At 69.0% G+C, this 22,266-nt stretch carries 20 protein-coding genes; 13 read left to right on the forward strand and 7 right to left on the reverse strand.

The window, feature by feature from the left end:
* Positions 1-80: 80 nt before the first annotated feature.
* Positions 81-719, forward strand: a complete 639-nt coding sequence (locus AC1IQ6_RS14805; protein WP_485864835.1) for a TetR/AcrR family transcriptional regulator — start codon at positions 81-83, stop codon at positions 717-719.
* Positions 716-3,262 carry a PEP/pyruvate-binding domain-containing protein gene (locus AC1IQ6_RS14810; RefSeq protein WP_485864836.1) on the forward strand — a complete coding sequence of 849 codons (2,547 nt, stop codon included), beginning with the start codon at positions 716-718 and terminating at the stop codon, positions 3,260-3,262. Before AC1IQ6_RS14805 ends, AC1IQ6_RS14810 begins: the two co-directional genes overlap by 4 nt.
* Before the next feature lie 166 nt (positions 3,263-3,428).
* Here AC1IQ6_RS14810 and AC1IQ6_RS14815 read toward each other — a convergent pair whose 3' ends face one another.
* Positions 3,429-4,910 (reverse strand): sensor histidine kinase, encoded by a 1,482-nt coding sequence (locus tag AC1IQ6_RS14815; protein ID WP_111825235.1) that lies wholly within the window; start codon positions 4,908-4,910, stop codon positions 3,429-3,431.
* Positions 4,907-5,635 (reverse strand): response regulator transcription factor, encoded by a 729-nt coding sequence (locus AC1IQ6_RS14820; protein WP_102771027.1) that lies wholly within the window; start codon positions 5,633-5,635, stop codon positions 4,907-4,909. The genes AC1IQ6_RS14815 and AC1IQ6_RS14820 overlap by 4 nt, the downstream gene beginning before the upstream one ends.
* A 143-nt stretch (positions 5,636-5,778) precedes the next feature.
* On the opposite strand from AC1IQ6_RS14820, the gene AC1IQ6_RS14825 reads away from it, so the two are divergent.
* From AC1IQ6_RS14825 to AC1IQ6_RS14835, 3 genes are read left to right on the forward strand one after another with little or no spacing between them, the layout of a single operon-like run.
* Complete coding sequence (locus AC1IQ6_RS14825) at positions 5,779-6,396, forward strand: cytochrome b/b6 domain-containing protein (protein WP_485864837.1); 618 nt, start codon at positions 5,779-5,781, stop codon at positions 6,394-6,396.
* A 21-nt stretch (positions 6,397-6,417) separates the two neighbouring features.
* Positions 6,418-7,218 carry a molybdopterin-dependent oxidoreductase gene (locus tag AC1IQ6_RS14830; protein WP_485864838.1) on the forward strand — a complete coding sequence of 267 codons (801 nt, stop codon included), beginning with the start codon at positions 6,418-6,420 and terminating at the stop codon, positions 7,216-7,218.
* 43 nt (positions 7,219-7,261) lie between these two features.
* On the forward strand, positions 7,262-7,561 hold the full coding sequence (locus tag AC1IQ6_RS14835; protein ID WP_485864839.1) for a pentapeptide MXKDX repeat protein: 300 nt from the start codon (positions 7,262-7,264) through the stop codon (positions 7,559-7,561).
* 27 nt (positions 7,562-7,588) lie between these two features.
* Here AC1IQ6_RS14835 and AC1IQ6_RS14840 read toward each other — a convergent pair whose 3' ends face one another.
* The gene (locus tag AC1IQ6_RS14840; RefSeq protein ID WP_485864840.1) at positions 7,589-8,533 is read right to left on the reverse strand and encodes a helix-turn-helix transcriptional regulator; all 945 of its coding nucleotides are present in this window, start codon (positions 8,531-8,533) and stop codon (positions 7,589-7,591) included.
* Positions 8,534-8,712: 179 nt separating this feature from the next.
* On the opposite strand from AC1IQ6_RS14840, the gene AC1IQ6_RS14845 reads away from it, so the two are divergent.
* Positions 8,713-10,893: a FepA family TonB-dependent siderophore receptor gene (locus AC1IQ6_RS14845; protein WP_485864841.1), complete on the forward strand. Its 2,181-nt coding sequence runs from the start codon at positions 8,713-8,715 to the stop codon at positions 10,891-10,893.
* A 44-nt stretch (positions 10,894-10,937) separates the two neighbouring features.
* Here the strand turns inward: AC1IQ6_RS14845 and AC1IQ6_RS14850 are convergent, their stop codons facing one another.
* Entirely contained in the window at positions 10,938-11,150 is a 213-nt protein-coding gene (locus AC1IQ6_RS14850) for a YbdD/YjiX family protein (protein WP_102771022.1), read from the reverse strand.
* Between the two features lie 13 nt (positions 11,151-11,163).
* On the reverse strand, positions 11,164-13,245 hold the full coding sequence (locus tag AC1IQ6_RS14855) for a carbon starvation CstA family protein (RefSeq protein ID WP_102771021.1): 2,082 nt from the start codon (positions 13,243-13,245) through the stop codon (positions 11,164-11,166).
* Between the two features lie 315 nt (positions 13,246-13,560).
* Between AC1IQ6_RS14855 and AC1IQ6_RS14860 the strand changes: the two genes are divergently transcribed.
* The 3 genes from AC1IQ6_RS14860 (at position 13,561) to folE (ending at position 16,239) form a co-directional block, all read left to right on the forward strand.
* Complete coding sequence (locus tag AC1IQ6_RS14860) at positions 13,561-14,979, forward strand: cache domain-containing protein (protein WP_102771020.1); 1,419 nt, start codon at positions 13,561-13,563, stop codon at positions 14,977-14,979.
* On the forward strand, positions 14,976-15,632 hold the full coding sequence (locus AC1IQ6_RS14865; RefSeq protein ID WP_102771019.1) for a response regulator: 657 nt from the start codon (positions 14,976-14,978) through the stop codon (positions 15,630-15,632). The genes AC1IQ6_RS14860 and AC1IQ6_RS14865 overlap by 4 nt, the downstream gene beginning before the upstream one ends.
* Positions 15,633-15,693: 61 nt before the next feature.
* The gene (gene folE, locus AC1IQ6_RS14870) at positions 15,694-16,239 is read left to right on the forward strand and encodes a GTP cyclohydrolase I FolE (protein ID WP_209166149.1); all 546 of its coding nucleotides are present in this window, start codon (positions 15,694-15,696) and stop codon (positions 16,237-16,239) included.
* 79 nt (positions 16,240-16,318) lie between these two features.
* Here the strand turns inward: folE and AC1IQ6_RS14875 are convergent, their stop codons facing one another.
* Positions 16,319-17,422, reverse strand: a complete 1,104-nt coding sequence (locus AC1IQ6_RS14875; RefSeq protein WP_485864842.1) for a mandelate racemase/muconate lactonizing enzyme family protein — start codon at positions 17,420-17,422, stop codon at positions 16,319-16,321.
* A 34-nt stretch (positions 17,423-17,456) separates the two neighbouring features.
* Positions 17,457-18,350 carry an EamA family transporter gene (locus AC1IQ6_RS14880; protein ID WP_485864843.1) on the reverse strand — a complete coding sequence of 298 codons (894 nt, stop codon included), beginning with the start codon at positions 18,348-18,350 and terminating at the stop codon, positions 17,457-17,459.
* 129 nt (positions 18,351-18,479) lie between these two features.
* On the opposite strand from AC1IQ6_RS14880, the gene AC1IQ6_RS14885 reads away from it, so the two are divergent.
* From AC1IQ6_RS14885 to AC1IQ6_RS14900, 4 genes are all read left to right on the forward strand, one after another.
* Positions 18,480-19,370, forward strand: coding sequence for a LysR family transcriptional regulator (locus AC1IQ6_RS14885; RefSeq protein WP_102771015.1), 891 nt, complete (start codon positions 18,480-18,482; stop codon positions 19,368-19,370).
* A 139-nt stretch (positions 19,371-19,509) separates the two neighbouring features.
* The gene (gene tauA / locus AC1IQ6_RS14890; protein WP_102771014.1) at positions 19,510-20,538 is read left to right on the forward strand and encodes a taurine ABC transporter substrate-binding protein; all 1,029 of its coding nucleotides are present in this window, start codon (positions 19,510-19,512) and stop codon (positions 20,536-20,538) included.
* 29 nt (positions 20,539-20,567) lie between these two features.
* Positions 20,568-21,404, forward strand: coding sequence for a taurine ABC transporter ATP-binding protein (locus tag AC1IQ6_RS14895; protein ID WP_102771013.1), 837 nt, complete (start codon positions 20,568-20,570; stop codon positions 21,402-21,404).
* Complete coding sequence (locus AC1IQ6_RS14900; RefSeq protein ID WP_485864844.1) at positions 21,397-22,215, forward strand: ABC transporter permease subunit; 819 nt, start codon at positions 21,397-21,399, stop codon at positions 22,213-22,215. The genes AC1IQ6_RS14895 and AC1IQ6_RS14900 overlap by 8 nt, the downstream gene beginning before the upstream one ends.
* Positions 22,216-22,266: the final 51 nt, after the last annotated feature.

Genomic DNA, 22,266 nt, shown 5'->3' on the forward strand with positions numbered 1-22,266 from the left:
GGCCACCGCCCACGGGGCGGCTTTGATAAATTATTGAACGACGTATAATATTATTCATCGTTCAGATAATCCGAGCCGCCATGTCCGCCACCGAATCCCTCTCGCCCGCCGCGCCGGCGGCCGATCCCGGCCGCCGCGAGCGCAAGCGCCTGCAGACGCTGGACCATCTGGCGCGCACCGCCTTCGGCCTGTTCGAGGCGCAGGGCTACGACGCCGTCACGATGGAGCAGATCGCGGCCGCGGCCGACGTCGCCAAGGGCACGCTGTACAACCATTTCCCGGTCAAGGAGGCGCTGCTCGCGCACCATCTGCACGGCGAACTCGCCGCCTCGCTGGCGGCGCTGTGGCCGGCGCTGCGCGCCCTGCCCTCGTTCGCCGCACGGCTGACGCGCATCCTGCGCGCCTCGGCCGACTGGTCCGAATCGCATCGCGCGTATCTGGGCCCGTATCTGCGCTATCGCCTGGCCCATGCGCAGTCCGACGCCGCCCGCCATCCCCGCAGCGGCCTGCAACCGGCGTACGCCTCGCTGATTGCCGAGGCGCAGGCCGCGGGCCAGCTGCGCGCCGACCTGTCCGCCGAGCAACTGGCTCACCACCTGCAATTCCTGCACCTGGGCGCGATGCTGCGCTGGCTGGACCGGCCCGGCGCGAGCCTGCGCGACGAATACGACGCAGCCCTGAGCCTGTTTCTGGGCGGCGCCGCCAAGGAGGCGCCATGAACGCGCTGGTGCTGGACTGGGCGGCGGCCGAAAAAGCCGGGCCGCGCGCCGCCGGCGGCAAGGGCTGGCAATTGGCGCGCATGGCGCAGCTCGGCGTGCCCGTGCCCGAAGGCTTCGTGCTGGCGGCCGCGGCCAGCCTGGGCCGCCAGCCGGGCCAGCCGGTGCCCCCCGAGGCGCAGCGCGTCTTGCTGCAGGCGCTGCGCGACCGCGGCTGGCTGACGCGGCCGCTGGCGCTGCGCTCGTCCGCGCCGCAGGAGGACTCGGCGGGCGCGTCCTTCGCGGGCATCCATCTTTCCTGCCTGAACGTAACCGGCGAACAGGCCGTGCTGGAGGCGCTGGCGCGCGTCTGGGACTCGCAAGCCACGCCGCAGGCGCAGGCCTATCGCCAGCGTCTGGGGCTGGACGCCGAGGGCGGCATGGCCGTGGTGGTGATGCCGCTGATCGAGGCCGCCGCTTCCGGCATCGCGTTCACGATGGACCCGCTGTCCGGACGCCGCGACGAAATGCTGATCCACGCCAACTGGGGCCTGGGCGAATCGCTGGTGGCCGGACAGGCCGACGGCGACGAATACCGGCTGCGCGAAGACTACCTGCGCCTGGCCTGGCCGCTGGCGTCGCGGCGCGTGGGCGCCAAGCGCCAGGCCAGCCTGCCCGCCGCCGCCGGCGGCACGCAACTGGCCGACACCGCGGCCGCCCGGGCCGCGCAGCCCGTGCTCAGTGATGCGCAGGCCGAGGCGCTGGGCGAGATCGCGCGCGACGCGGCCCGCGCCCTGGACTATGCCGGTGCCGGCCACGACCTCGAATGGGCCTGGGACGGGCGGCAATTCTGGATTCTGCAGGCGCGCCCGATCACCGCGGCGGCGCGCTACACCTATCCCGCGCTGCGTTCGCAGCCTTCGTACTGGTCGCGCGGCAACACGCGCGAAGTGCTGCCCGAGGCCATGTCGGCGCTGGAATGGGACAGCGGCCGGGTCATGGCCCAACGCATGCTGAGCAGCGGTTTCGAACTGAGCGGTTACGCGCCCTTGCCGGGCGTGCGGCTGGCGGCGCTGTTCCAGGGCCGCGTGTACCTGGACGCCTCGGTCATCCAGTGGGTCGGCTACGACGCCCTGGGCGTGCCGCCGGCGGCCATGAACGCGCTGCTGGGCGGCCCCCAGCCCGCGATCGAGGCGCCTGCGCCCACGCCCGCGCAGCGCCTGCGCCATGCCGCGCGCATCCTGCGCTACCTGCGCCGCGCCGCCCCCTTGCGCAAGCGCGCCGAGACCGACCTGCCACGGCTGCTGGCGCGCGCCCGGGCCTGGCTGGACGAGCCGCTGCCGGCCGCCGGCGCCGAACTCGGCGCGCGCCTGCGCACGCAGTTCCTGACGGTGCTGGGCGCGGACGAACTGTTCTTCCTGCAAGGCTCGGGCGGCGGCGCGCTGTCGAAGCTGCTGGAACTGGTCGAGAAGGCCTGCCCGGGCCAGGGCCATGCCCTGACGGCCGCGCTGATGGCGGGCGGCGAGCCCAGCGTGACCGCGAGCCAGGGCTATGCGCTGATGGCGCTGGCCGAGCTGGCGCAGGCCGACGCGGCGGCGCTGGCCTGGCTGCGCAGCCCGCAGCGCGACAGCGCCGCCTGGCGCGAGGCGCTGCCCGACGGCAGCCCGTTCAAACAGGCCTTCGCCGACTTCCTGGGCCGCTACGGCCATCGCGCCGTGTATGAAACCTATCTGCGCAATCCGCGCTGGCGCGAGGCGCCGGGCTACCTGCTCGACAGCGTGGTCAACCTGATCGGCGCCGACGCCGGCGCGCTGCGCGCGCGCCAGGAGGAAGCGGCGCGCCAGGCCTGGCAGCAGTTGCGCGCCGCGCTGCCGTTCTGGCAGCGTCCGCTGGCCGCGAAACTGCTGCAGGCCTCGCGCCTTGAAGGCCGGCAGCGCGAGGCCGCGCGCAGCGTGCTGGTGGCCTACCTGGCGGCGGCGCGCCGCAGCGCGCTGGCGCTGGGGCAACGCTATCTCGGCCAGGGCCTGGCGGCGGCCGACGACGTATTCCACCTGACCGCCACCGAACTGTTCGCGCTGGCCGACGGCCGGCTCGCACCCGTGGCGGCGGGCCGCCGCGCGGCCCTGCGCCGCACCCAGCTGGAAACCTGGGCCGCCACGCCCGACCCGGACGTGATCGTCGAACCCGCGGCGGGCGGCGCGCCGGCGCCGGCGCAGCCGGCAAGCCGCCCGGCCGGACAATCCGCCTCGGGCGCCTGGCGCGGCACGCCCGCGGCCGGCGGACGGGCGACCGGCCCCGCCTTCGTCGCGCGCACGCCGGCCGAGGGACTGGAGATGCCGGCCGGCAGCATCCTGCTCGCACCCTCCACCGATCCGGCCTGGACGCCGCTGTTCCTGCGCGCCGCGGCGCTGGTCATGGAGGCCGGCGGCTACCTGTCGCACGGCGCCATCGTGGCGCGGGAATTCGGTATTCCTGCTGTCGTGAACGTGCAGGGGATATTGCGGGAAGTCCGCAGCGGGGACGTGCTGGAGGTGGATGCGGGCGGGGGGACGGTGCGGCGGGTTTAGGCGGTGGCGGCTGGGGCCGCCTGATGGGTTTCGCGCGTTTGACAGCAGGTTTCTTATATCGGATGCCGCGCGCTGCACCCATCCTACGATCCGATCCCCGAACGTAGGATGGGTGCAGCGCGAGATTCCTTATGCAAGAACTCGAATACCGAACGCGCGAAACCCATCAGGCGGCCCCAGCCGCCACCAATTCAAACTCGAACACCGCCCCCCGCCCCGCCTGCTCCACCAGCCGGATCTCGCTCTGGTGCAGTTGCAGGATGCGCTGCACGATCACCAGCCCCAGCCCGCCGCTTTCCCCCGGCCCGCGGTTCAGCGCGCTGGCCCGCACGAACAGCCCGGGGCGCAGCGCTTGCGGGATGCCGTCGCCGGAATCGCTGACCTGCACGCGCACCCGGTCCTGCGCCGCGCCCAGGCGCAGTTCGATGCGCCCGCCCGGCGGGCTGTGGCGGATGGCGTTGTCCAGCAGGTTGGTCAGCACCCGTTCGATCAGACCCAGGTCCGCGCGCACTGGCGGCAGCCCGTGCGCGATGTCGGTGGCCAGCCGCTGCTGGCGCGCCTCGGCGGCCAGCTCGAATTTCTGGATCACGTCCTGCGCCAGCTCCGGCAGCGAAAAGGTTTCGGGCTCCAGCCTCACCAGGCCGGACTCCAGCCGCGCCAACTCGAAAAGCTCCTGCGCCAGCCGGCCCACCTTGCGGCTCTGCGCCAGCGCGATGTCCAGGTAGCGGCGCCGCTCGGCCGGCTCCAGCGTGGCGTCCTTGAGCCGGAGCGTTTCCAGGTAGCCGTGCAGCGAAGTCAGCGGCGTGCGCAGGTCGTGCGAAATATTGGCGACCAGGTCGCGCCGCTGCTGGTCCTGCCGCGTCAGCTCGCGCCATTGCTCGGAGATGCGCGCGCCCATCTGCACGAAGCTGCGGCGCAGCACCTCGATTTCGTCGCCGCGCTCGCCGGCGCGCCCGTCGTCCGGACCTTCCAGCGCGGCCAGCGCCATGCCGTCGTCCGTGCCGAAAGCGCGCACCGCGCGCGTCAGGCCGCGCAACGGCCGTGTGATCAGCGCGAACGCCGCCAGGCCGGCGGCCAGGCCCAGCAGCGCCACCAGGCCGATGGACCACAAGGTCATGCGCAGCACCGAACTGCGCGACACGTCCTGGGCCAGCGCGTCGCGCGCCTGGCCCTGCAGCACCACGTAGACATAGCCCTGCTCCTGTCCGCCCACGCGCACCGGCGCGGCGCTGAAGACTTTCCGCGCCTGCGGATTGCGCGGATCGTCGCCGACGATGGGCATCATGTCTCCGGCCAGCAGCCGGCGGATCGGCTTCATGTCGACGCGCCCGCGCTTGATTTCGCCGGGCGGCGCGGCGTCGGCCACGATGTGGCCGTCGTTGGACAGCAGATAGACCTCCACCGCCGGATTCACCGCCATCAGCATGTCGAACAGCGAGCGCACGGCCTGCGGCCGCCAGCCGTTGACGTCCATCAGCTCGTTGGTGCCGGCGATATGCTGCGCCAGCCCGCTGGACAGGCGCTGCACCACCTCCTGCTGGTAGCGCGAATTGGCGGCGATCTGCAGCCAGGCCGAGGCGCCGCAGCAGGCCAGCAGCAGCAGCGCGAACACGCCCGACAGGCGTTGGGTGAGCGTCAGGCGTTTCATGCCGCGTCTCCCGCGCGGCCGGGCGCCGCCGCGAATTTGTAGCCCCGGCCCCAGACCGTCAGGATGCGCTGCGGATTGGACGCGTCCGCCTCGATCTTGGCGCGCAGCCGGTTGATGTGGGTGTTGACCGTGTGCTCGTAGCCTTCGTGCCGGTAGCCCCACACCTGGTTCAGCAGGTCCAGGCGCGAGAACACCTGGTCCGGATTGCGCGCAAAGAAAAGCAGCAGGTCGAATTCGCGCGGCGTCAGCTCCAGCCGGCGGCCGTCGACGTCGGCCGTGCGCGCCAGCGGATCGATGGCCAGGCCGTGCAGCGACAGGCTGCCGGCGTCCAGCCGCGCGTTGCGCTCCAGCGCCTCGCTGCGGCGCAGCAGCGCGCGCACGCGCGCCACCAGCTCCAGCATGGAGAACGGCTTGGCCAGATAGTCGTCCGCGCCCAGCTCCAGGCCCAGGATGCGGTGCACTTCGCTGGAGCGCGCGCTGGTGATGATGATGGGGATGTAGCGCGCCATGCCGCGCGCCCGCTTGCAGATCTCCAGCCCGTCGATGCCGGGCAGCATCAGGTCCAGCACCAGCGCGTCCCAGTTGCCTTCCTCCAGCCTGCGCATGCCGTCGTGGCCGTCGGCGGCGTGTTCGACCGCATAGCCTTCGTCGCGCAGGTGCATGCGCAGCAGTTCCGCGATGTGGGCGTCGTCTTCGACTATCAGTACGCGTCGGGGCGTGTCCATGGGCAGCTCGGATGGGGAATGATGCGCGTATTGTCGCCAATCCGCGCGCGGCGAGTTATCACATTTAATTTAAGTTTGCGTGAGGACTTCGCCACCGGCCCCGGACAAGAATGTCGCCAACGACAAGCAACCCGGAGCCTTCCATGCCGGCCATTCCCGCCCACCGCGCCCCTGGCGCCAGCCCTGTCCACCCCGGCTGGCTGCGCATCCAGCACTGGCTGAACGCGCTGGCCGTGGGCGTCATGGCCGCCAGCGGCTGGCGCATCTACAACGCCTCGCCGCTGTTCGACTTCAGCTTCCCCGCCGGCGTCACGCTCGGCGGCTGGCTGGGCGGCACCCTGCAATGGCATTTCGCCGGCATGTGGCTGCTGGCCGGTAACGGCGTGCTGTACCTGGCCGCCAATCTCGCCACCGGCCGGCTGCGCCGCAAGTTCTTTCCGCTGAGCCTGCGCGGCCTGGCCGCCGACCTGGGCGCGGCCTTGCGCGGCCGGCTCTCGCACGCCGACCCGCGCCGCTACAACCAGCTGCAGCGCCTGGCCTACCTGTTCGCGATGGCCGACATCGCGCTGCTGGTCGCCTCCGGCCTGGTGCTGTGGAAATCGGTGCAGTTCGAACTGCTGCGCGAACTGATGGGCGGATACGAAGGGGCGCGCCTGGTGCACTTCTACGCCATGGCCCTGCTCGCGGCCTTCGTCGCGGTGCACGTGCTGATGGTGGCCGTGGTGCCGCGCAGCCTGGCCGCCATGATCCGCGGGCGCTGAGCAAACGAACGGGAGCCACGAATGAATCCGCAATCCAAGCCGAAAAACCGTCTCGCCGCCCGCCCGGACGCCGCGGAGATCCTGCGCGAAGCCGGCGGGCTGTTGGAAAAGCGCCTGCCGCAGCCGGCGCGCCGCGCCTTCCTGCGCCGCGGGCTGACCCTGGGCGGGCTGGCCATGCTGTCGGGCTGCTCGCTGGCCGACGACGAAGGCGTGGAGCGCGCGCTGGCCGCGGTGTCGCGCTGGAACGACCGCGTCCAGGGCTGGCTGTTCGATCCGACCCAGCTGGCTCCCACCTATCCCGAATCCATGATCGCGCGGCCGTTTCCGTTCAACGCCTATTACGGCATCGACCAGGCGCCGCGCGTGGACGAGGAATCGTTCCGGCTGGAAGTCAGCGGCCTGGTCGCCGACCGCCGCGCCTGGCGGCTCGAGGAGTTGCGCGCCATGGCCCAGGCCGAACAGGTGACCCGCCACATCTGCGTGGAAGGCTGGAGCGCCATCGGCAAATGGGGCGGCGTGCCGTTCGCGGATTTCCTCAAGCGCGTGGGCGCGGACCTGAGCGCCAGGTACGTGGGATTCAAGTGCGCCGACGACTACTACACCAGCATCGACATGCCCACCGCCCTGCATCCCCAGACCATCCTGGCGCTGACCTACGACGGCCGCACGCTGCCGCGCGAATACGGCTTTCCCATGAAGCTGCGCATGCCGACCAAGCTTGGCTACAAGAACCCCAAGCACGTCCAGGCGATCTTCGTCACCAACACCTATCCCGGCGGCTACTGGGAGGACCAGGGCTACAACTGGTTCGGCGGCAGCTAGGCCAAGATTTTTTTCCCCACCCCTGTTCTAAAAGGAACACACCATGAAGACTTACGCTACCGCAGCATTCGCTATCTGCCTGGCCTTCGGCGCCGCCACCACGGCGCTCGCGGCCGACGCCATGGACAAGAAAGCCGGCGACCACAGCGCCATGTCCAAGGACGGCATGGGCAAGGACCAGATGTCCAAGGACAAGATGGGCAAGGATGCGATGGGCAAGGACGGCATGTCCAAGGACGCCATGGGCAAGGACCAGATGTCCAAGGACAAGATGGGCAAGGACGGCATGTCGCACGACGGCATGGCCAAGGATGGCATGTCCAAGGACGGCATGAAGCGCTGATCCCGAGCGCCGCGCCGCCCGGCTGCGTCAGCGGCGGCGCGCGCGCACCTGCCCCGGCGTCATGCCGAACCTGCGCCGGAACGCGGTGGCGAAATTGGCCGCGCTGTTATAGCCGGCCAGCCATGCCGCCTGCGTCACGCTGACGCCATCGACCTCCAGCGCCAGCCGCGCGCGCGCCAGCTTGCGCTCGCGCAGGTACTGGGCGACCGTGGTGCCCCACATCGCCCGGAAATGGCGTTGCAGCGTATTGACGCTGATGCACGCCCGGGCCGCGATCTGCGCCAGCGACAGCGCATCGGCGCCGCCCTCGTCCAGCAGTTCGCGCAGCGCCATCATGCGCAGGCGCTCGCGCTGGCCGAGTTCCGGCGTGTGTTCGGCCGCCCCATCCTGCAGCCCTTCCAACGCGTCCACCAGAATGGCCAGCGCGCGCGACTGCTGGTAAAGACGCCACAGCGACGGCGCCATCACGGGCGGACGCAGCATCTGCTCCGCCGCCGCGACCGCCGGCCCCGACGCCTGCCAGGTCCGCAACGCCATGTGGCGTTGCGCGAAATTGCGCAGCGCCGGCAGTCCGGCGCAAAGCCGCTGGCGATCCATCCATTCGTGCTCCAGCCTCAGCAGCACCGTGCGCTCGATGTCGCCCAGGCACGATTCGCGCACGAAGCCGTCCGGCTCCCGCACCGACAGCGCCACGCCCAGCACCTTGCCGTCGGGGCGCGGCCCCAGGGCCAGCCGCTGGCCGGCCAGCGTCACGTTCACGCGCCCGCCCACCACCAGGGCAATGTGCAGGCCCGGACGCAGCGAGCCGCGCGCGCTCGCGCCCTGCAGATCGCGCACGTCCAGGCGCCGCAGCACCATGCCCGGCGCCAGTTCCGTCAGGTCGGACCAGCCCTCCAGCATGGCGCGCGGACGCGCCGCGGCCGTCCGGCCATACCCGTCCGGGCGCGCCGGCAGCAGTTGCGGCCCGCCCACGCCGCCTGCTTTCTCTTGGTCCGATTCTGGGGAGTTGGCGCTGCCGCAAAGTTTTGTGGTGGCGCCGCAAACCCCGGCGCGTGTAGCCGCTGACATAATTTCGCCGAAATTCAAATAGCAATCGTTCTCAATTAAAACATGGCCGCCCGCTTCCGGGTTGCCTTTCTGCTCTTGGAGAAATGTCAGTGCACCGTCTGAACTACGCCGCCCTGCTGCTTTGCGGCCTGCATGGAACCATCGCCGCCGCGCAGGCCGTCCCGGAACTGCCGACCGTGCAGGTGCTGGGCACCGCCGAAGAAGAAGTCAAGGAAGCGCTCGGCGTCTCGGTGATCACGGCCGACGAGATCGCCCGCCGCCCGCCCGTCAACGATCTGTCGGACATCGTGCGCCGCGAACCCGGCGTGAACCTCACCGGCAACAGCGCCAGCGGCTCGCGCGGCAACAGCCGCCAGATCGACATCCGCGGCATGGGCCCCGAGAACACCCTGATCCTGATCGACGGCCGGCCCGCCACGTCGCGCAATGCGGTGCGCTACGGCTGGAACGGCGACCGCGATACCCGCGGCGACAGCAACTGGGTGCCGGCCGAGGAAGTCGAGCGCATCGAGGTGCTGCGCGGACCGGCCGCCGCGCGCTATGGCTCGGGCGCGATGGGCGGCGTGGTGAACATCATCACCAAGCGTCCCGCGGACCGGTTCGGCGGGTCGCTCACCTACTACCTGAACCAGCCCGAGGACAGCGACGAAGGCAATACCAACCGCATCGGCATCCGCCTGAGCGGCCCGATCAGCGACACCCTGAGCCTGCGGCTTTACGGCAACTACAACAAAACCAATCCCGACGCGCGCAACATCAACGCCGCGCGCTCGCAGCTCAACGCCGACGGCCTGGCGGAATCGGCCGGCCGCGAAGGCGTGGTCAACCAGGACCTGAACGCGCTGTTCTCGTGGCGCCCGGATGCCCGCAACACGGTGGACCTGGAGGCCGCGTTCAGCCGCCAGGGCAATCTGTACGCCGGCGACACCATGCTCAACAGCACCTCGTCCTTCTCCGACAGCCTGTACGGCAAGGAAACCAGCGCGCTCTACCGCGAAAGCCTGGGCCTGACCCACCGCGGCGTCTGGGACTGGGGCACATCGCGCGCCGCGCTGGGCTACGACTACACGCGCAATGCGCGCCAGAACGAGGGCCTGGCCGGCGGCGGCGAAGGCATGCCGGTGGACCTGGGCCGGGCCACGTCGCGGCTGCGCAACTGGAGCGCCGTGGGCGAAGTGAATCTGCCGTTCGAGCTGGGCTTCGAGCAGGTCGCCACGATAGGCGTGGAATGGCTGCGCGAATCGCTGGAAGACGCCGCCAGCCTGCGCCAGACCTATACCGGCGGCGCCATCGGCGGCGTGGCCATGGACGGCCGCGACCCGAAAACCGCCCAGAACAGCTATGCGCTCTTCGTGGAGGACAACATCCAGGCCGGCGCGCGCGCCACGCTGACGCCGGGCCTGCGGTTCGACCGCAACGACAAGTTCGGCAGCAACTGGAGCCCCAGCCTGAACGCCGCCTACGAGCTCACCGCGGCGCTGCGCCTGAAAGGCGGCGTCGCGCGCGCCTACAAGGCGCCCAACCTGTACCAGTCCAACCCCAACTACCTGATGTACAGCCGCGGCTACGGCTGCCCGGTATCGCAGGCCAACCGCAACGGCTGCTATCTCGTCGGCAACCGCGATCTGGCGCCCGAGACCAGCGTCAACAAGGAAATTGGCTTCGAGTACGACCCGGGCGGCTGGCGCGCGAGCGCGGCCTATTTCCGCAACGACTACCGCAACAAGATCGTCGCCGGCACCGACATCGCCTACCGCCTGGCCAACGGCGCGCGCGTGCTGCAATGGAGCAACGCCGGCAAGGCGGTGGTCGAGGGCGTGGAAGGCAATCTGTTCATCGCCCTGGCGCCGGACCTGGACTGGAACACCAACTTCACCTACATGATCCGCAGCGAAAGCAAGGACGACGGCCAGCCGCTGAGCGTGATCCCGAAATACACCGTCAATTCCACGCTGGACTGGTACGCCACCGAACGGCTTTCGCTGCAGGCCAACCTGACCTACTACGGCCGGCAGCAAGGTCCGACCCTGAACCCGCGCCGCGGCGAGGCGATCACGGACCGCGGGCTGCAAGGCGTCAGCCCCTACGCCCTGGTGGGCCTGAGCGCCGGCTACGCGTTCAACCGCAACCTGCGGCTGCGCGTGGGCGTGAGCAACCTGCTGGACAAGAAGCGCTACCGCGAAGGCAACGCGGTCGAGGCCGGCGCGGCCACCTACAACGAACCCGGCCGCGCCTATTACGCCAGCCTCACGGCCTCGTTCTGAGTGCCATGAAAAAAGGCCTCGCCGGGTGGCGAGGCCTTTTGGCGTCAGCAGCAGCCGATGCGTTTCTTGCCGCCGTAGCGCGCGTCCTGGCGCTCGCGGAAGAACTCTTCGTAGCTCATCGGCTCCCGGTCGGGATGGGTGCGCCGCACGTGCTCGACGTAGGTCTCGTAGTCGGGCACCCCCACCATCAGCCGGAGCGTCTGCCCCAGGTAGCGGCCGGCCGCGCCGGCGGCCGAGCTCATGTTGGCGAACAGCATGCGGCTCTCCTGCTCAATCCGCGCCGGCGCCGGCGGGCAGCGTCTCGTACGGGGTTTCGCGGGCGGTGGGCTTGTTCTCGTTGCGCGCGCGCTGCACCGAACGCAGGCCGAACACCAGAATGCTCACCACGACGAAGATGAAGATACCGCACAGGCCGGCGTTGATGTAGTCGTTGAACACCACGCGGGACATCTCGGCCAGCGACTTGGCCGGGGCCAGGACCTTGCCTTCGGCGATCGCCGCGTTGTATTTGGCGGCGTGCGCCAGGAAGCTGACGCGCGGATCGGCGTCGAAGATCTTCTGCCAGCCGGCCGTCAGCGTGCACGCCAGCAGCCAGATCGTCGGCAGCACGGTGACCCACGCATAGCGGTCGCGCTTCATCTTGAACAGCACCACGGTGCCCAGCGTCAGCGCCACCGCGGCCAGCATCTGGTTGGCGATGCCGAACAGCGGCCACAGCGTGTTGATGCCGCCCAGCGGATCGACCACGCCCTGGTACAGGAAGTAGCCCCAGGCCAGCACGCACAGGCCGGTGGCGATCAGGTTGGCGGGCAGCGAGTCGGTGCGCTTGAGCGAGGGCGCAAAGGTGCCCAGCAGGTCCTGCAGCATGAAGCGGCCCGCGCGCGTGCCGGCGTCGACGGCCGTCAGGATGAACAGGGCTTCGAACAGGATGGCGAAGTGATACCAGAACGCCATCATGCTCGGGCCGCCCAGGGCCTGGTGCAGGATGTGCGCCATGCCGACGGCCAGCGTGGGCGCGCCGCCGGCGCGCGAGATGATGGTGCTTTCGCCCACGTCCTTGGCGGTCTGCACCAGGTCGGCCGGCGTCACCACGAAGCCCCAGCTCGAAACCACCTGGGCGACCTGGTCCGGCGTGGTGCCGATGACCGCGGCCGGGCTGTTCATGGCGTAGTAGATGCCCGGCTCGATCACGCAGGCCGCCACCAAGGCCATGATGGCCACGAAGGATTCCATCAGCATGCCGCCGTAGCCGATGTAGCGGGCCTGGGTTTCGTTCTCGATCAGCTTGGGCGTGGTGCCCGAGGAGATCAGGGCGTGGAAGCCCGACACGGCGCCGCAGGCGATCGTGATGAAGAGGAACGGGAACAGGTTGCCCGACCACACCGGACCGGTGCCGTCGACGAACTGCGTCAGCGCGGGCATCTTCAGCTCGGGCGCAACCACCACGATGCCGATGGCCAGGCCGACGATGGTGCCGATCTTCAGGAAGGTCGACAGATAGTCGCGCGGCGCCAGCAGCAGCCACACCGGCAGCACCGAGGCGATGAAGCCGTAGATGATCAGGATCCAGGTCAGGCCCTTGCCGTCGAAGTCGAACATCGGGCCGATCACCGGGTGCGCGGCCACGTCCTGGCCGAAAGTGATGGCGGCCATCAGGCCCACGAAGCCGATGATGGAGACTTCGCCGATCTTGCCCGGACGGATATAGCGCAGGTACACGCCCATGAACAGCGCGATGGGGATGGTCGCGGCCACGGTGAACGTGCCCCAGGGCGAGTGCGTCAGGGCCTTGACCACGATCAGCGCCAGCACCGCCAGGATGATGACCATGATCATGAAGGCGCCGAACAGCGCGATCACGCCCGGGACCTTGCCCAGTTCGGACTTGACCAGGTCGCCCAGCGAGCGGCCGTCACGGCGGGTCGAGATGAAGAGGATGGTGAAATCCTGCACCGCGCCGGCGAACACCACGCCGGCCAGAATCCACAGCATGCCCGGCAGATAGCCCATCTGCGCGGCCAGCACCGGGCCGACCAGCGGACCGGCGCCGGCGATCGCGGCGAAGTGGTGGCCGAACAGCACGTGCTTGTTGGTCGGCACGTAGTCCAGGCCGTCGTTGTACTTCCAGGCCGGGGTCATGCGCGTGGGGTCCAGCTGGAAGACCTTGTTGGCGATGAATCGGCTGTAGTAGCGATACGCGATCAGATAGACGCAGACGGCGGCGATCACCACCCATAGCGCGTTGATGGTCTCCCCTCTGGCCAGCGCCACGGTGCCCAGCGCGAACGCGCCCAGCACCGCAACCGCCAGCCAGACCAGGTGTTGACCCAGTCCTTTACTGCTGGTTTGCATAACTGCTCCTCTTGCCTCCCGCCATGCTCTTGGCGTGGAAACGCTGTTGTCGTCCCGCGGAAGGCAGACTCATTGTTGTGGGGTGGCGGACGCACGCGTCCACACTGCGCCCGGTAAGCGCGGACGCTAGTATTTCGTTTTGCCCCGGCAGCAACAAGCGCGGAACTACGCAAGCCCGCTACGTATTACTACGCAATGCGCCGCAACATAATTTTCCGGAAATCGTAAAATCTGCGGCATGCCCCGGACGTTCCTCCATCGGGGCCCACGCGATATTGCATCGCAACAAGCGAATCCGCGCTGATACAAATCCCTATGAAGCTGCGCCTGAAAATCCTGCTGCTGGCGGCCGTGCCCCTGCTGGTGGCGCTGGCCGCCATCACGGTCGCCGTCTACGTGCAGGGCCTGCAACTGGCCCAGCGCGAGAAACAGGTGGTCGAGAACGCCTGGCTGGCCAGCAAGGAAGGCGAGCTGCGCCACTACGTGAACCTGGCCTACAGCGCCATCGCCCCGCTGCAGGCCCTGTCCGACGACGAGGCCACGCGCCAGCGCGCGCTGGACCTGCTGGCGCAGATGGAATTCGGCCACGACGGCTATTTCTTCGTCTATGACCTGCACGGCCGCAACCTGATGCACCCGCGCCAGCCGGAACTGGTGGGCCAGGACCTGTGGAACCTGCGCGACACCCACGGCCAGCCCGTGATCCAGAACCTGCTGACCGCCGCCCGCCGCAGCGGCCAGGAAGGCGAGGCGGTGCGCTATCTGTGGGAAAAGCCCTCCACCCACCAGACCGAGGAAAAGCTGGGCTACGTCGTGGTGCTGGAGCGCTGGGGCTGGATGCTGGGCACCGGCATCTACCTGGACGACGTGGAACAGGCGCTGGAGCGCATCGACGCGGCGGCGCAGGCCAACATCATCAATATGTTCACCTGGGTGGCCGGCATCGCCGCCGTCTCCATCCTGGGCGTGGCCGCCTGCGGCCTGGCCCTGAACATCAGCGACCACCGCCAGTCCGACGCCAAGCTGCGCCTGATGGCGCGGCAGCTGGTGCGCACCCAGGAGGACGAACGCGCCCGCCTGTCGCGCGAGCTGCACGACGGCATCAGCCAGGTGCTGGTGTCGAGCAAGCTGTCGCTGGAAGCCGCGCGCGAACGGCTGCGCCAGTCGCTGCCGGCCGACGCCGGCGCGCTGGCCCACATCGACGGTCCGCTGGGCGGCGCGCTGGAGCGCCTGAACACCGCCGTGGGCGAAGTGCGGCGGATTTCGCACAACCTGCGCCCCACCCTGCTCGACGACCTGGGCCTGCCGGCCGCGCTCGAACACCTGGGCCGCGAGTTCGCCATCCCCAGCCCGGACGGCGCGCCGCCGCTGGCCGTGCGCCTGCACACCACCGGCCGTCCGGTCAAGCTGCCCGAAGCCTACGCCACCGCCCTGTTCCGCGTGACCCAGGAAGCGCTGACCAACGTCATCCGCCACGCCGGCGCGACCCGCGCCGACATGACCCTGGCCTATTCCGAACGCGACCTGCGCCTGACCATCGCCGACGACGGCCGCGGCTTCGACTACGACGAAGTGCAGCAGGACCCGCGCCGCGGCATCGGCCTGCGCAACATGCGCGAACGCATGAATGCGCTATCGGGTAACCTGACTTTCCGATCCACCGCCCACGGCACGATCCTGCAGGCCTGGCTGCCCCTGCCGCCTGCCGTCTCCGCTCCGGAGCCCCAAGCATGACCGCCAAGCCCGCCCCTGTCCGACTCCTGCTGATCGACGACCATCCGCTGGTGCGCGACGGACTGCGCCTGCGCCTGGAGACCGTGCCGCACCTGCGCGTGGTCGGCGAGGCCGGCAACGCCGCCGCGGCCCGCGCCTTCCTGGGCGCCTGTATGGCCGAGGACCCGCAGGGCGGCACGCTGCCGCACCTGGCGCTGATGGACCTGAACATGCCCGGCGTCGGCGGCCTGGAGCTGACCGCCGAACTGCACGAGCGCTACCCGCAGATCGCCGTGCTGGTGCTGTCGATGCACGACAACCCCGAATACATGGTGCAGGCCGTCAAGGCGGGCGCGCGCGGCTATCTGCTCAAGGACGAGCCGGCGCACGAAATCGTCACCGCCATCGAGGCCGTCATGGCCGGGCGCAGCTACTTCAGCGCCGCCGTCGCGCTGCGCCTGTCCCAGGCCAGCGCGCCGGCCACCCTGCTGACCCAGCGCGAACGCGACGTGCTGCGCCACATCGCCAGCGGCCACGCCAACAAGCAGATCGCCCACGACCTCGGCCTGTCGGTGCGCACGGTGGAAACGCACCGGCTGAACATCAAGCGCAAACTCGGCATAGACGGTCAGGCCGAGCTCATCAAATACGCCGTAGAGAACCGAGGGGTCTGACCCTGAGGTAGACTTGCGTCCCAGAGCAACAGCAAAACGCCGCAGCATCCAGGAGTCCCCCATGTCATTGGAACAACACTACACCGCCATACTCGAACAGCTGGGGGAAGATCCGTCCCGCGAAGGGCTGGCCGATACGCCGGCGCGTGCCGCCAAGGCCATGCGCCACCTGTGCCGCGGCTACGGCCAGAACCTGGAAGAGATCGTCAACGGCGCGCTGTTCACCTCCGACACGCGCGAGATCGTGCTGGTCAAGAACATCGAGCTGTATTCGCTGTGCGAGCACCACATGCTGCCCTTCATCGGCAAGGCGCACGTGGCCTACCTGCCCAACGGCAAGGTGCTGGGCCTGTCCAAGGTGGCGCGCATCGTCGAGATGTACGCGCGCCGCCTGCAGATCCAGGAAAACCTCAGCCGCCAGGTGGCCGAGGCCGTGCAGTCGGTCACCGGCGCCGCCGGCGTGGCCGTGGTGATCGAGGCCCAGCACATGTGCATGATGATGCGCGGGGTCGAAAAACAGAATTCGTCCATGGTCACGTCCGTGATGCTGGGCGAGTTCCACGACAACCCCTCGACCCGCGCGGAATTCCTCAGCCTGATCCGGTAGGACGGGTGCAGCGCGAGAAACCATAGGCAAGAAAGAGAACCGCGAGCGCGCGCAACCCATCGGCGGCCCCGGCCGCCAATCACCCGTGCCGGCTGCGAGACCCCGCCAGCCGCTCGATCGCGGCCCAGTCCCACGCAATCCCCAGCCCCGGCTCCTGCGACGGCAGCGCGTGGCCGTCCTCGATCCGCAGGCGCGACTCGGTAATCAGGTCCAGCTGCGGGATGTATTCCAGCCAGCGGCTGTTGGGCACGGCGCAGCACAGCGCCACGTGGATTTCCATCAGGAAGTGCGGGCAGACCGGCACGTTGTAGGCTTCGGCCAGGTGCGCCACTTTCAGCCACGGCGTAATGCCGCCGATCCGTCCCACGTCCACCTGCACCACCGAGCACGCGCCGCTATGCAGATAGTCCTTGAACTGCGACAGGCTGTAGAGCGACTCGCCCACCGCGATGGGCAGGCGGGTGGACTCCGACAGGCGCCGATGCGCGTGCACGTCGTCGGCATGTATCGGTTCTTCCAGCCAGGCCAGGTCCAGCGCTTCGAAGGCGCGCGCCCGGCGTATCGCCTCGGGCAGCGAAAAGCCCTGGTTGGCGTCCACCATGATCTCCCAGCCCTCTCCCATCGCCTCGCGCACCGCCGCGATGCGCGCCACGTCCTCGGATACGTGAGGCCGCCCGACCTTGAGCTTGGCGCCGCGCAGGCCATCGGCCCGCGCCTGCTCGCAGCCCTCGACCAGGGCCTGCGCGGGCAGGTGCAGCCAGCCGCTCTCGGTGGTGTAGAGCGCGATGCGATCCTTGGCCCCGCCGGCCAGCCGGTGCAGCGGCAGGCCGGCGCGGCGCGCCCGCAAATCCCATAGCGCGGTGTCGATGGCGGCCAGCGCGATGGAAGTCAGCGCGCCCACCGTGGTCGCATGGACCCGGTACATCAGGTCCCGCCACAGGCCTTCGATGTCTTCGGCCTCGCGACCGGGCAGCATGGGCGCCAGGTGTTCGTCCAGCAGGCGCGCCACCGCCGAGCCGCCCGTGCCGATGGTGTAGCTGTAGCCCACTCCCACCGCGCCGTCGCTGTCGGTGATGCGCACGATTGGGGTTTCCTGCCGTTCGAAACTCTGCACGGCGTCGGTGCGCACGGTCTTGGGCGGCAGGTCGACCAGGAAAATGTCTACGGACTCGATGCGGGCCATGGGGGATGCCTCCGTTCAGTGGACGGCATCGAGCTTAACGTCGTTCCGGCTGCTGCGCAGCCATCCCTCCAGTCTGGTTCCGGACGCCGGCGCGCTGGCCGAACCAGATGCTGCCGATGACGAGGGCCACGCCGATGCACTGAACCGGGGTCAGCGTCTGGCCCAGGAACAGCCAACCGAGCAGCACCGCGGTGACCGGGCTGAGAAAGCCCAGCGAGGACACGACGGCCGATTCCAGCCGCGCGATGCCGCGGAACCAGAGCATATAGGTCAGCGCCGCGCCGATCAGCCCCAGCCATGCCAGTCCGATCAGGTTGCGTCCGGTCGGCAGCCCCATGGACGGATCGAACAGCAGCGCCACCGGAACCAGCAGCAGGCCGCCCGCCGTCAATTGCCACGCGGTGAAGGTGAGCAGCGACACCGGCGGCCGCCACTTGCGGCTCAGCACCGTTCCGAACGCCATCGACACCGCCCCGGCCAGGCCGGCCGTGACGCCGACGGCATCGAGCGAGGCGCCCGGCGTCAGCACCAGCAGCGCCACGCCGAAGGCGCCGGCGATGGCCGCCACGACCGTTATCGCGCGCAGCGCGCTGCCCAGCAGGACGGCGGCAAGCAACACCACGATCAGCGGCTGGATCGCGCCCACGGTCGCGGCGACGCCGCCCGGAAGGCGGTACGCCGAGATGAACAGCATGCTCCAGAAGATGGAGAAATTGAGCGCGCCCAGGACGAAGATGCGCAGCCACCATATGCCGGCAGGCAGGCGCCGCACGATCAGGAGCAGCAGCAACCCGGCCGGCAGCGCGCGCAGCATGGCCACCGTCATCGGCGCAAAGCCGGGCAGGAATTCGGTCGTGACGATATACGTGCTGCCCCATATGGCGGGGGCCACGGCCGTCAGCAGCAGATCGGCGCCGCGCGTGCTCATGCGATTTCCAGGACGTCGATCATCATTTCGTTCTGCTCTTGAGGGGCTTACGGAAAAATATACATAATTCACCCAATAAATATAATATTCGATAAAACAAATTCATTATTTACCAAAAGAATATTATCCATGGACCGCCTGACCGCCTTGCAGGTATTCCGCCAGGTGGCGGAACGCAACAGCTTCGCCGAGGCCGGGCGCCGGCTCGGTCTCTCGCCCGCGGCCGTCAGCAAGAACATCGCCGAACTGGAAGCGCACGTGGGCGTGCGGCTCATCAATCGGACCACGCGGCGCATGGCCCTGACCGAAGAAGGCAGGATCTACCTGGAACACGTGACGCGCGGGCTCGACGCGCTGGTCGAGGCGGACCAGGCCCTCTGCCCGGTCAAGGCGGCGCCCAGCGGCACGCTGCGCGTCAGCGCGCCCATGACCGTGACCCTGACGCGCCTGTCGGCCGCCATCCCCGGATTCCTGGCGCGCCATCCCGACCTCAGGCTCGACCTGCATCTGGACGACAGGCGGGTCGACCTCATCCGCGAGGGTTTCGACCTCGCCGTCCGCGGCAGCGACAAGCTCGAAGACTCCAGCCTGATCGCCAGAAAGCTGGCGGTCATGCCGCACGTGCTGTGCGCGGCGCCGTCTTATTTCAAGGCGCATGGAAAGCCGCAAGCGCCCGCCGACCTGAAGGCGCTGAACTGCATCCGGTTCAGCCTTTCGGGACATGCGGACGCCTGGGAGTTCAGCAAGAACGGCCACACCGAAAGCATCGCGGTCAAAGGGCAATACTCCGTGTCATCCAGCCTGGCCGTGCGCGATGCGCTGCGCGGCGGGCTGGGCCTGAGCCTGATGCCTCGTCCTTACGTCGAAGACGATTTGAAAGCGGGACGGCTGCAGGCGGCGCTCGAAGACTGGGCCACGGTCGAAACCACGCTCTATGCGGTCTATCCGTCCAGACAGCATGTCGCCCCGAAGCTGCGCGCCTTTCTCGATTTCCTGGTCGAGCAATTCAGCCGGACCTGAACGCACCGTCTCTTTGGCACCTACTGATCTCCCCATCTGGTCCTAGCGTTCCGAATCCATCCGGGCAAACTGACATCAAACCGCAGCAACGCGGCGTAGCCGGACGCGCCGGAACGCGGTCTCACCCACGGAGATCACCATGAACGCGATATCCCGCCTCATCCGCCGCTGCACCCTGGCCGGCCTGGCCGCCGCGCTGCTGGCCGCTCCCGCATACGCCCAGACCAAGCTCGTGGTCGGATACCAGCTGATCGTCGGCCCGTTCCTGTCCGCCATCGCCGACGGCAGCTTCGACGCCGCGCTCAAGCAGGCGGGCTACCAGGTGGACTGGCGCCAGTTCACGTCCGGCGGCGACATCTCCACCGCGCTGGCCTCGGGCAACGTGCCGGTCGGCGTGCTGGGCTCGACCGGCATCACCGCGGCTTCCACGCGCGGCGTGGACATGGAGCTCTTCTGGGTGCTGGACAACATCGGCAAGTCCGAAGCGCTGGTGGCGCGCAACGGCTCCGGCATCAACGGCACGGCCGACCTGAAGGGCAAGCGCATCGCCACGCCGTTCGTCTCCACCTCGCACTTCCACCTGCTGGTGGGGCTGGAGCAGGTCTGGAAGATCAACCCGCGCGAGGTGCGCCTCTTGAACATGCAGCCGCCGCAGATCGTCGCCGCCTGGCAGCGCGGCGACATCGACGCCGCCTACGTCTGGCCGCCGGCGCTCACCGAGATCGCCAAGACCGGCAAGATCATTGCGGACTCGGAACAGATCGGCAAGGCCAGCGTGCCCACCTTCGACGGCATCGTGGCCGACCGGGCCTGGGCCGCCAAGCATCCCAAGTTCATGGCGGCGTTCACCGCCGTGCTGGCCAAGTCCTACGCCGACTATCGCGCCAACGGCGCCAAATGGACGGCCGATTCGCCGCAGGTCAAGGGCATGGTCAAGCTGATCGGCGGCAAGCCCGAAGACGTGGTCGAGGCGCTCAAGCTGCTGGTGTTTCCCACCGCGCAGGAGCAGGCTTCCAACGAGTGGCTGGGCGGCGGCAAGGAGTCGGGCGCGGCGCGCGCGTTCGCGGCCAGCGCCAAGTTCCTCAAGGACCAGAAGCAGATCGACCGCAGCCTGGACGACTACAGCGCCCACGTCAACGGCCAGTACGCCAAGGCGGCGGCCAAGTAGCTATCCCCGCCGTTCAACCAGGAGCCGGCATGACCCAGCCATCCCCCAGCGCCGCGCAGCGCCTGTGCGCGGAAAGCGTCAGCGTCACCTACCCCGGCCTGCACGACAGCGGCCCGGTGATCGCGCTGCAGAACGTCAACCTCACCATCCAGCCGGGCGAGTTCGTGGTCGCGCTGGGCGCCTCCGGCTGCGGCAAGACCACCCTGCTCAGCCTGCTGGCGGGGTTTCTTTCGCCGACCGAGGGCGAGATCACGCTGGGCGGCAAGCCCATCGTCGGCCCCGGCGCGGACCGCGGCGTGGTGTTCCAGAAGCACGCCCTGCTGCCCTGGCTGAACGTGCTGGAGAACACCGAGTTCGGCCTGATGCTGCAGGGCGTGGACAAGCAGACCCGCCGCGCGCGGGCGCGCCGCAACCTGGAACTGGTCGGGCTGCAGGACTTCCACCGCCACATGATCTACCAGCTGTCCGGCGGCATGCAGCAGCGCGTGGGCATCGCGCGCGCCCTGACCTGCGACCCCGCCATGCTGCTGATGGACGAACCCATGGCGGCGCTGGACGCGCTGACGCGCGAAACCATCCAGGAGCTGCTGCTGGACATCTGGCGCCAGACCGGCAAGATGTTCTTTTTCATCACGCACAGCGTGGAAGAGGCGCTGTTCCTGGGCTCGCGGCTGATCGTCATGTCACCGCGCCCGGGGCGGATTACGCACACCTTCACGCCGGACTTCAACCGACGCTACCTGGAGACCCGAGATGGCCGCAGCATCAAATCCAGTCCCGACTTCATCGACATGCGCGAGCAGGTCCTCGGCATCATCTATGGCGACGAGCGCGCCGTCGCCTCGTCGCCGGGCCTCCATGCCTAAGGGGCACAAACCCGCGGCGCCGGGCATGGTGTACGGCGCGCCGGGCGCGGGTTACAGCGGCCACATCAGCCTGCTGACCAGCCTGGCGCTGATCGCGCTGTGGTTCCTGGTGACGGCCTCCGGCTGGGTGCGGCCGCTGTTCCTGCCCTCGCCCCTGGCGGTCTACGACAAGTTCGTCTTCGCCATGACCGAAGGCGTGGCCAACTCCACCCTGGCCGAGCACGCGCTGGCCAGCCTGTCGCGGGTCTTCGGCGCCTTTTTCCTGGCCTGCGCCACCGCCATCCCGGTCGGCATCCTGATGGGCGTGAACCGCTACGCCCGCGGCATATTCGACGCGCCCATCGAGTTCTACCGCCCGCTGCCGCCGCTGGCCTACCTGCCGCTGATCATCATCTGGTTCGGCATCGGCGAATTCCCCAAGATCCTGCTGATCTACCTGGCCATCTTCGCGCCCATGGCGATCGCCGCGCGCGCCGGCGTGCGCTCGGTGTCCATCGAGCAGATCCACGCGGCCTACGCCATGGGCGGCTCGCGCGCGCAGATCGTCCGGCACGTGATCCTGAAGGCCGCCATGCCCGAAATCTTCACCGGCATGCGCATCGGCATCGGGGTGGGCTGGACCACGCTGGTCGCCGCCGAAATGGTGGCCGCCGATCGCGGCCTGGGCTTCATGGTGCTCAACGCCGCCCAGTTCCTGGCCAGCGACACGGTCATCATGGGCATCATCGTGATCGGGGTGTTCGCCTTCGCCTTCGACCTGCTGGTGCGCTACCTCGAAAAGTTCGCCATACCCTGGAAGGGACGGGTCTGATCGCCGCCCGGGCAATCCCTCATTCCTTCGCCAACCCCGCTCCTCTATTCT

The organism is Achromobacter sp. MUI-25009338, assembly GCF_057359325.1.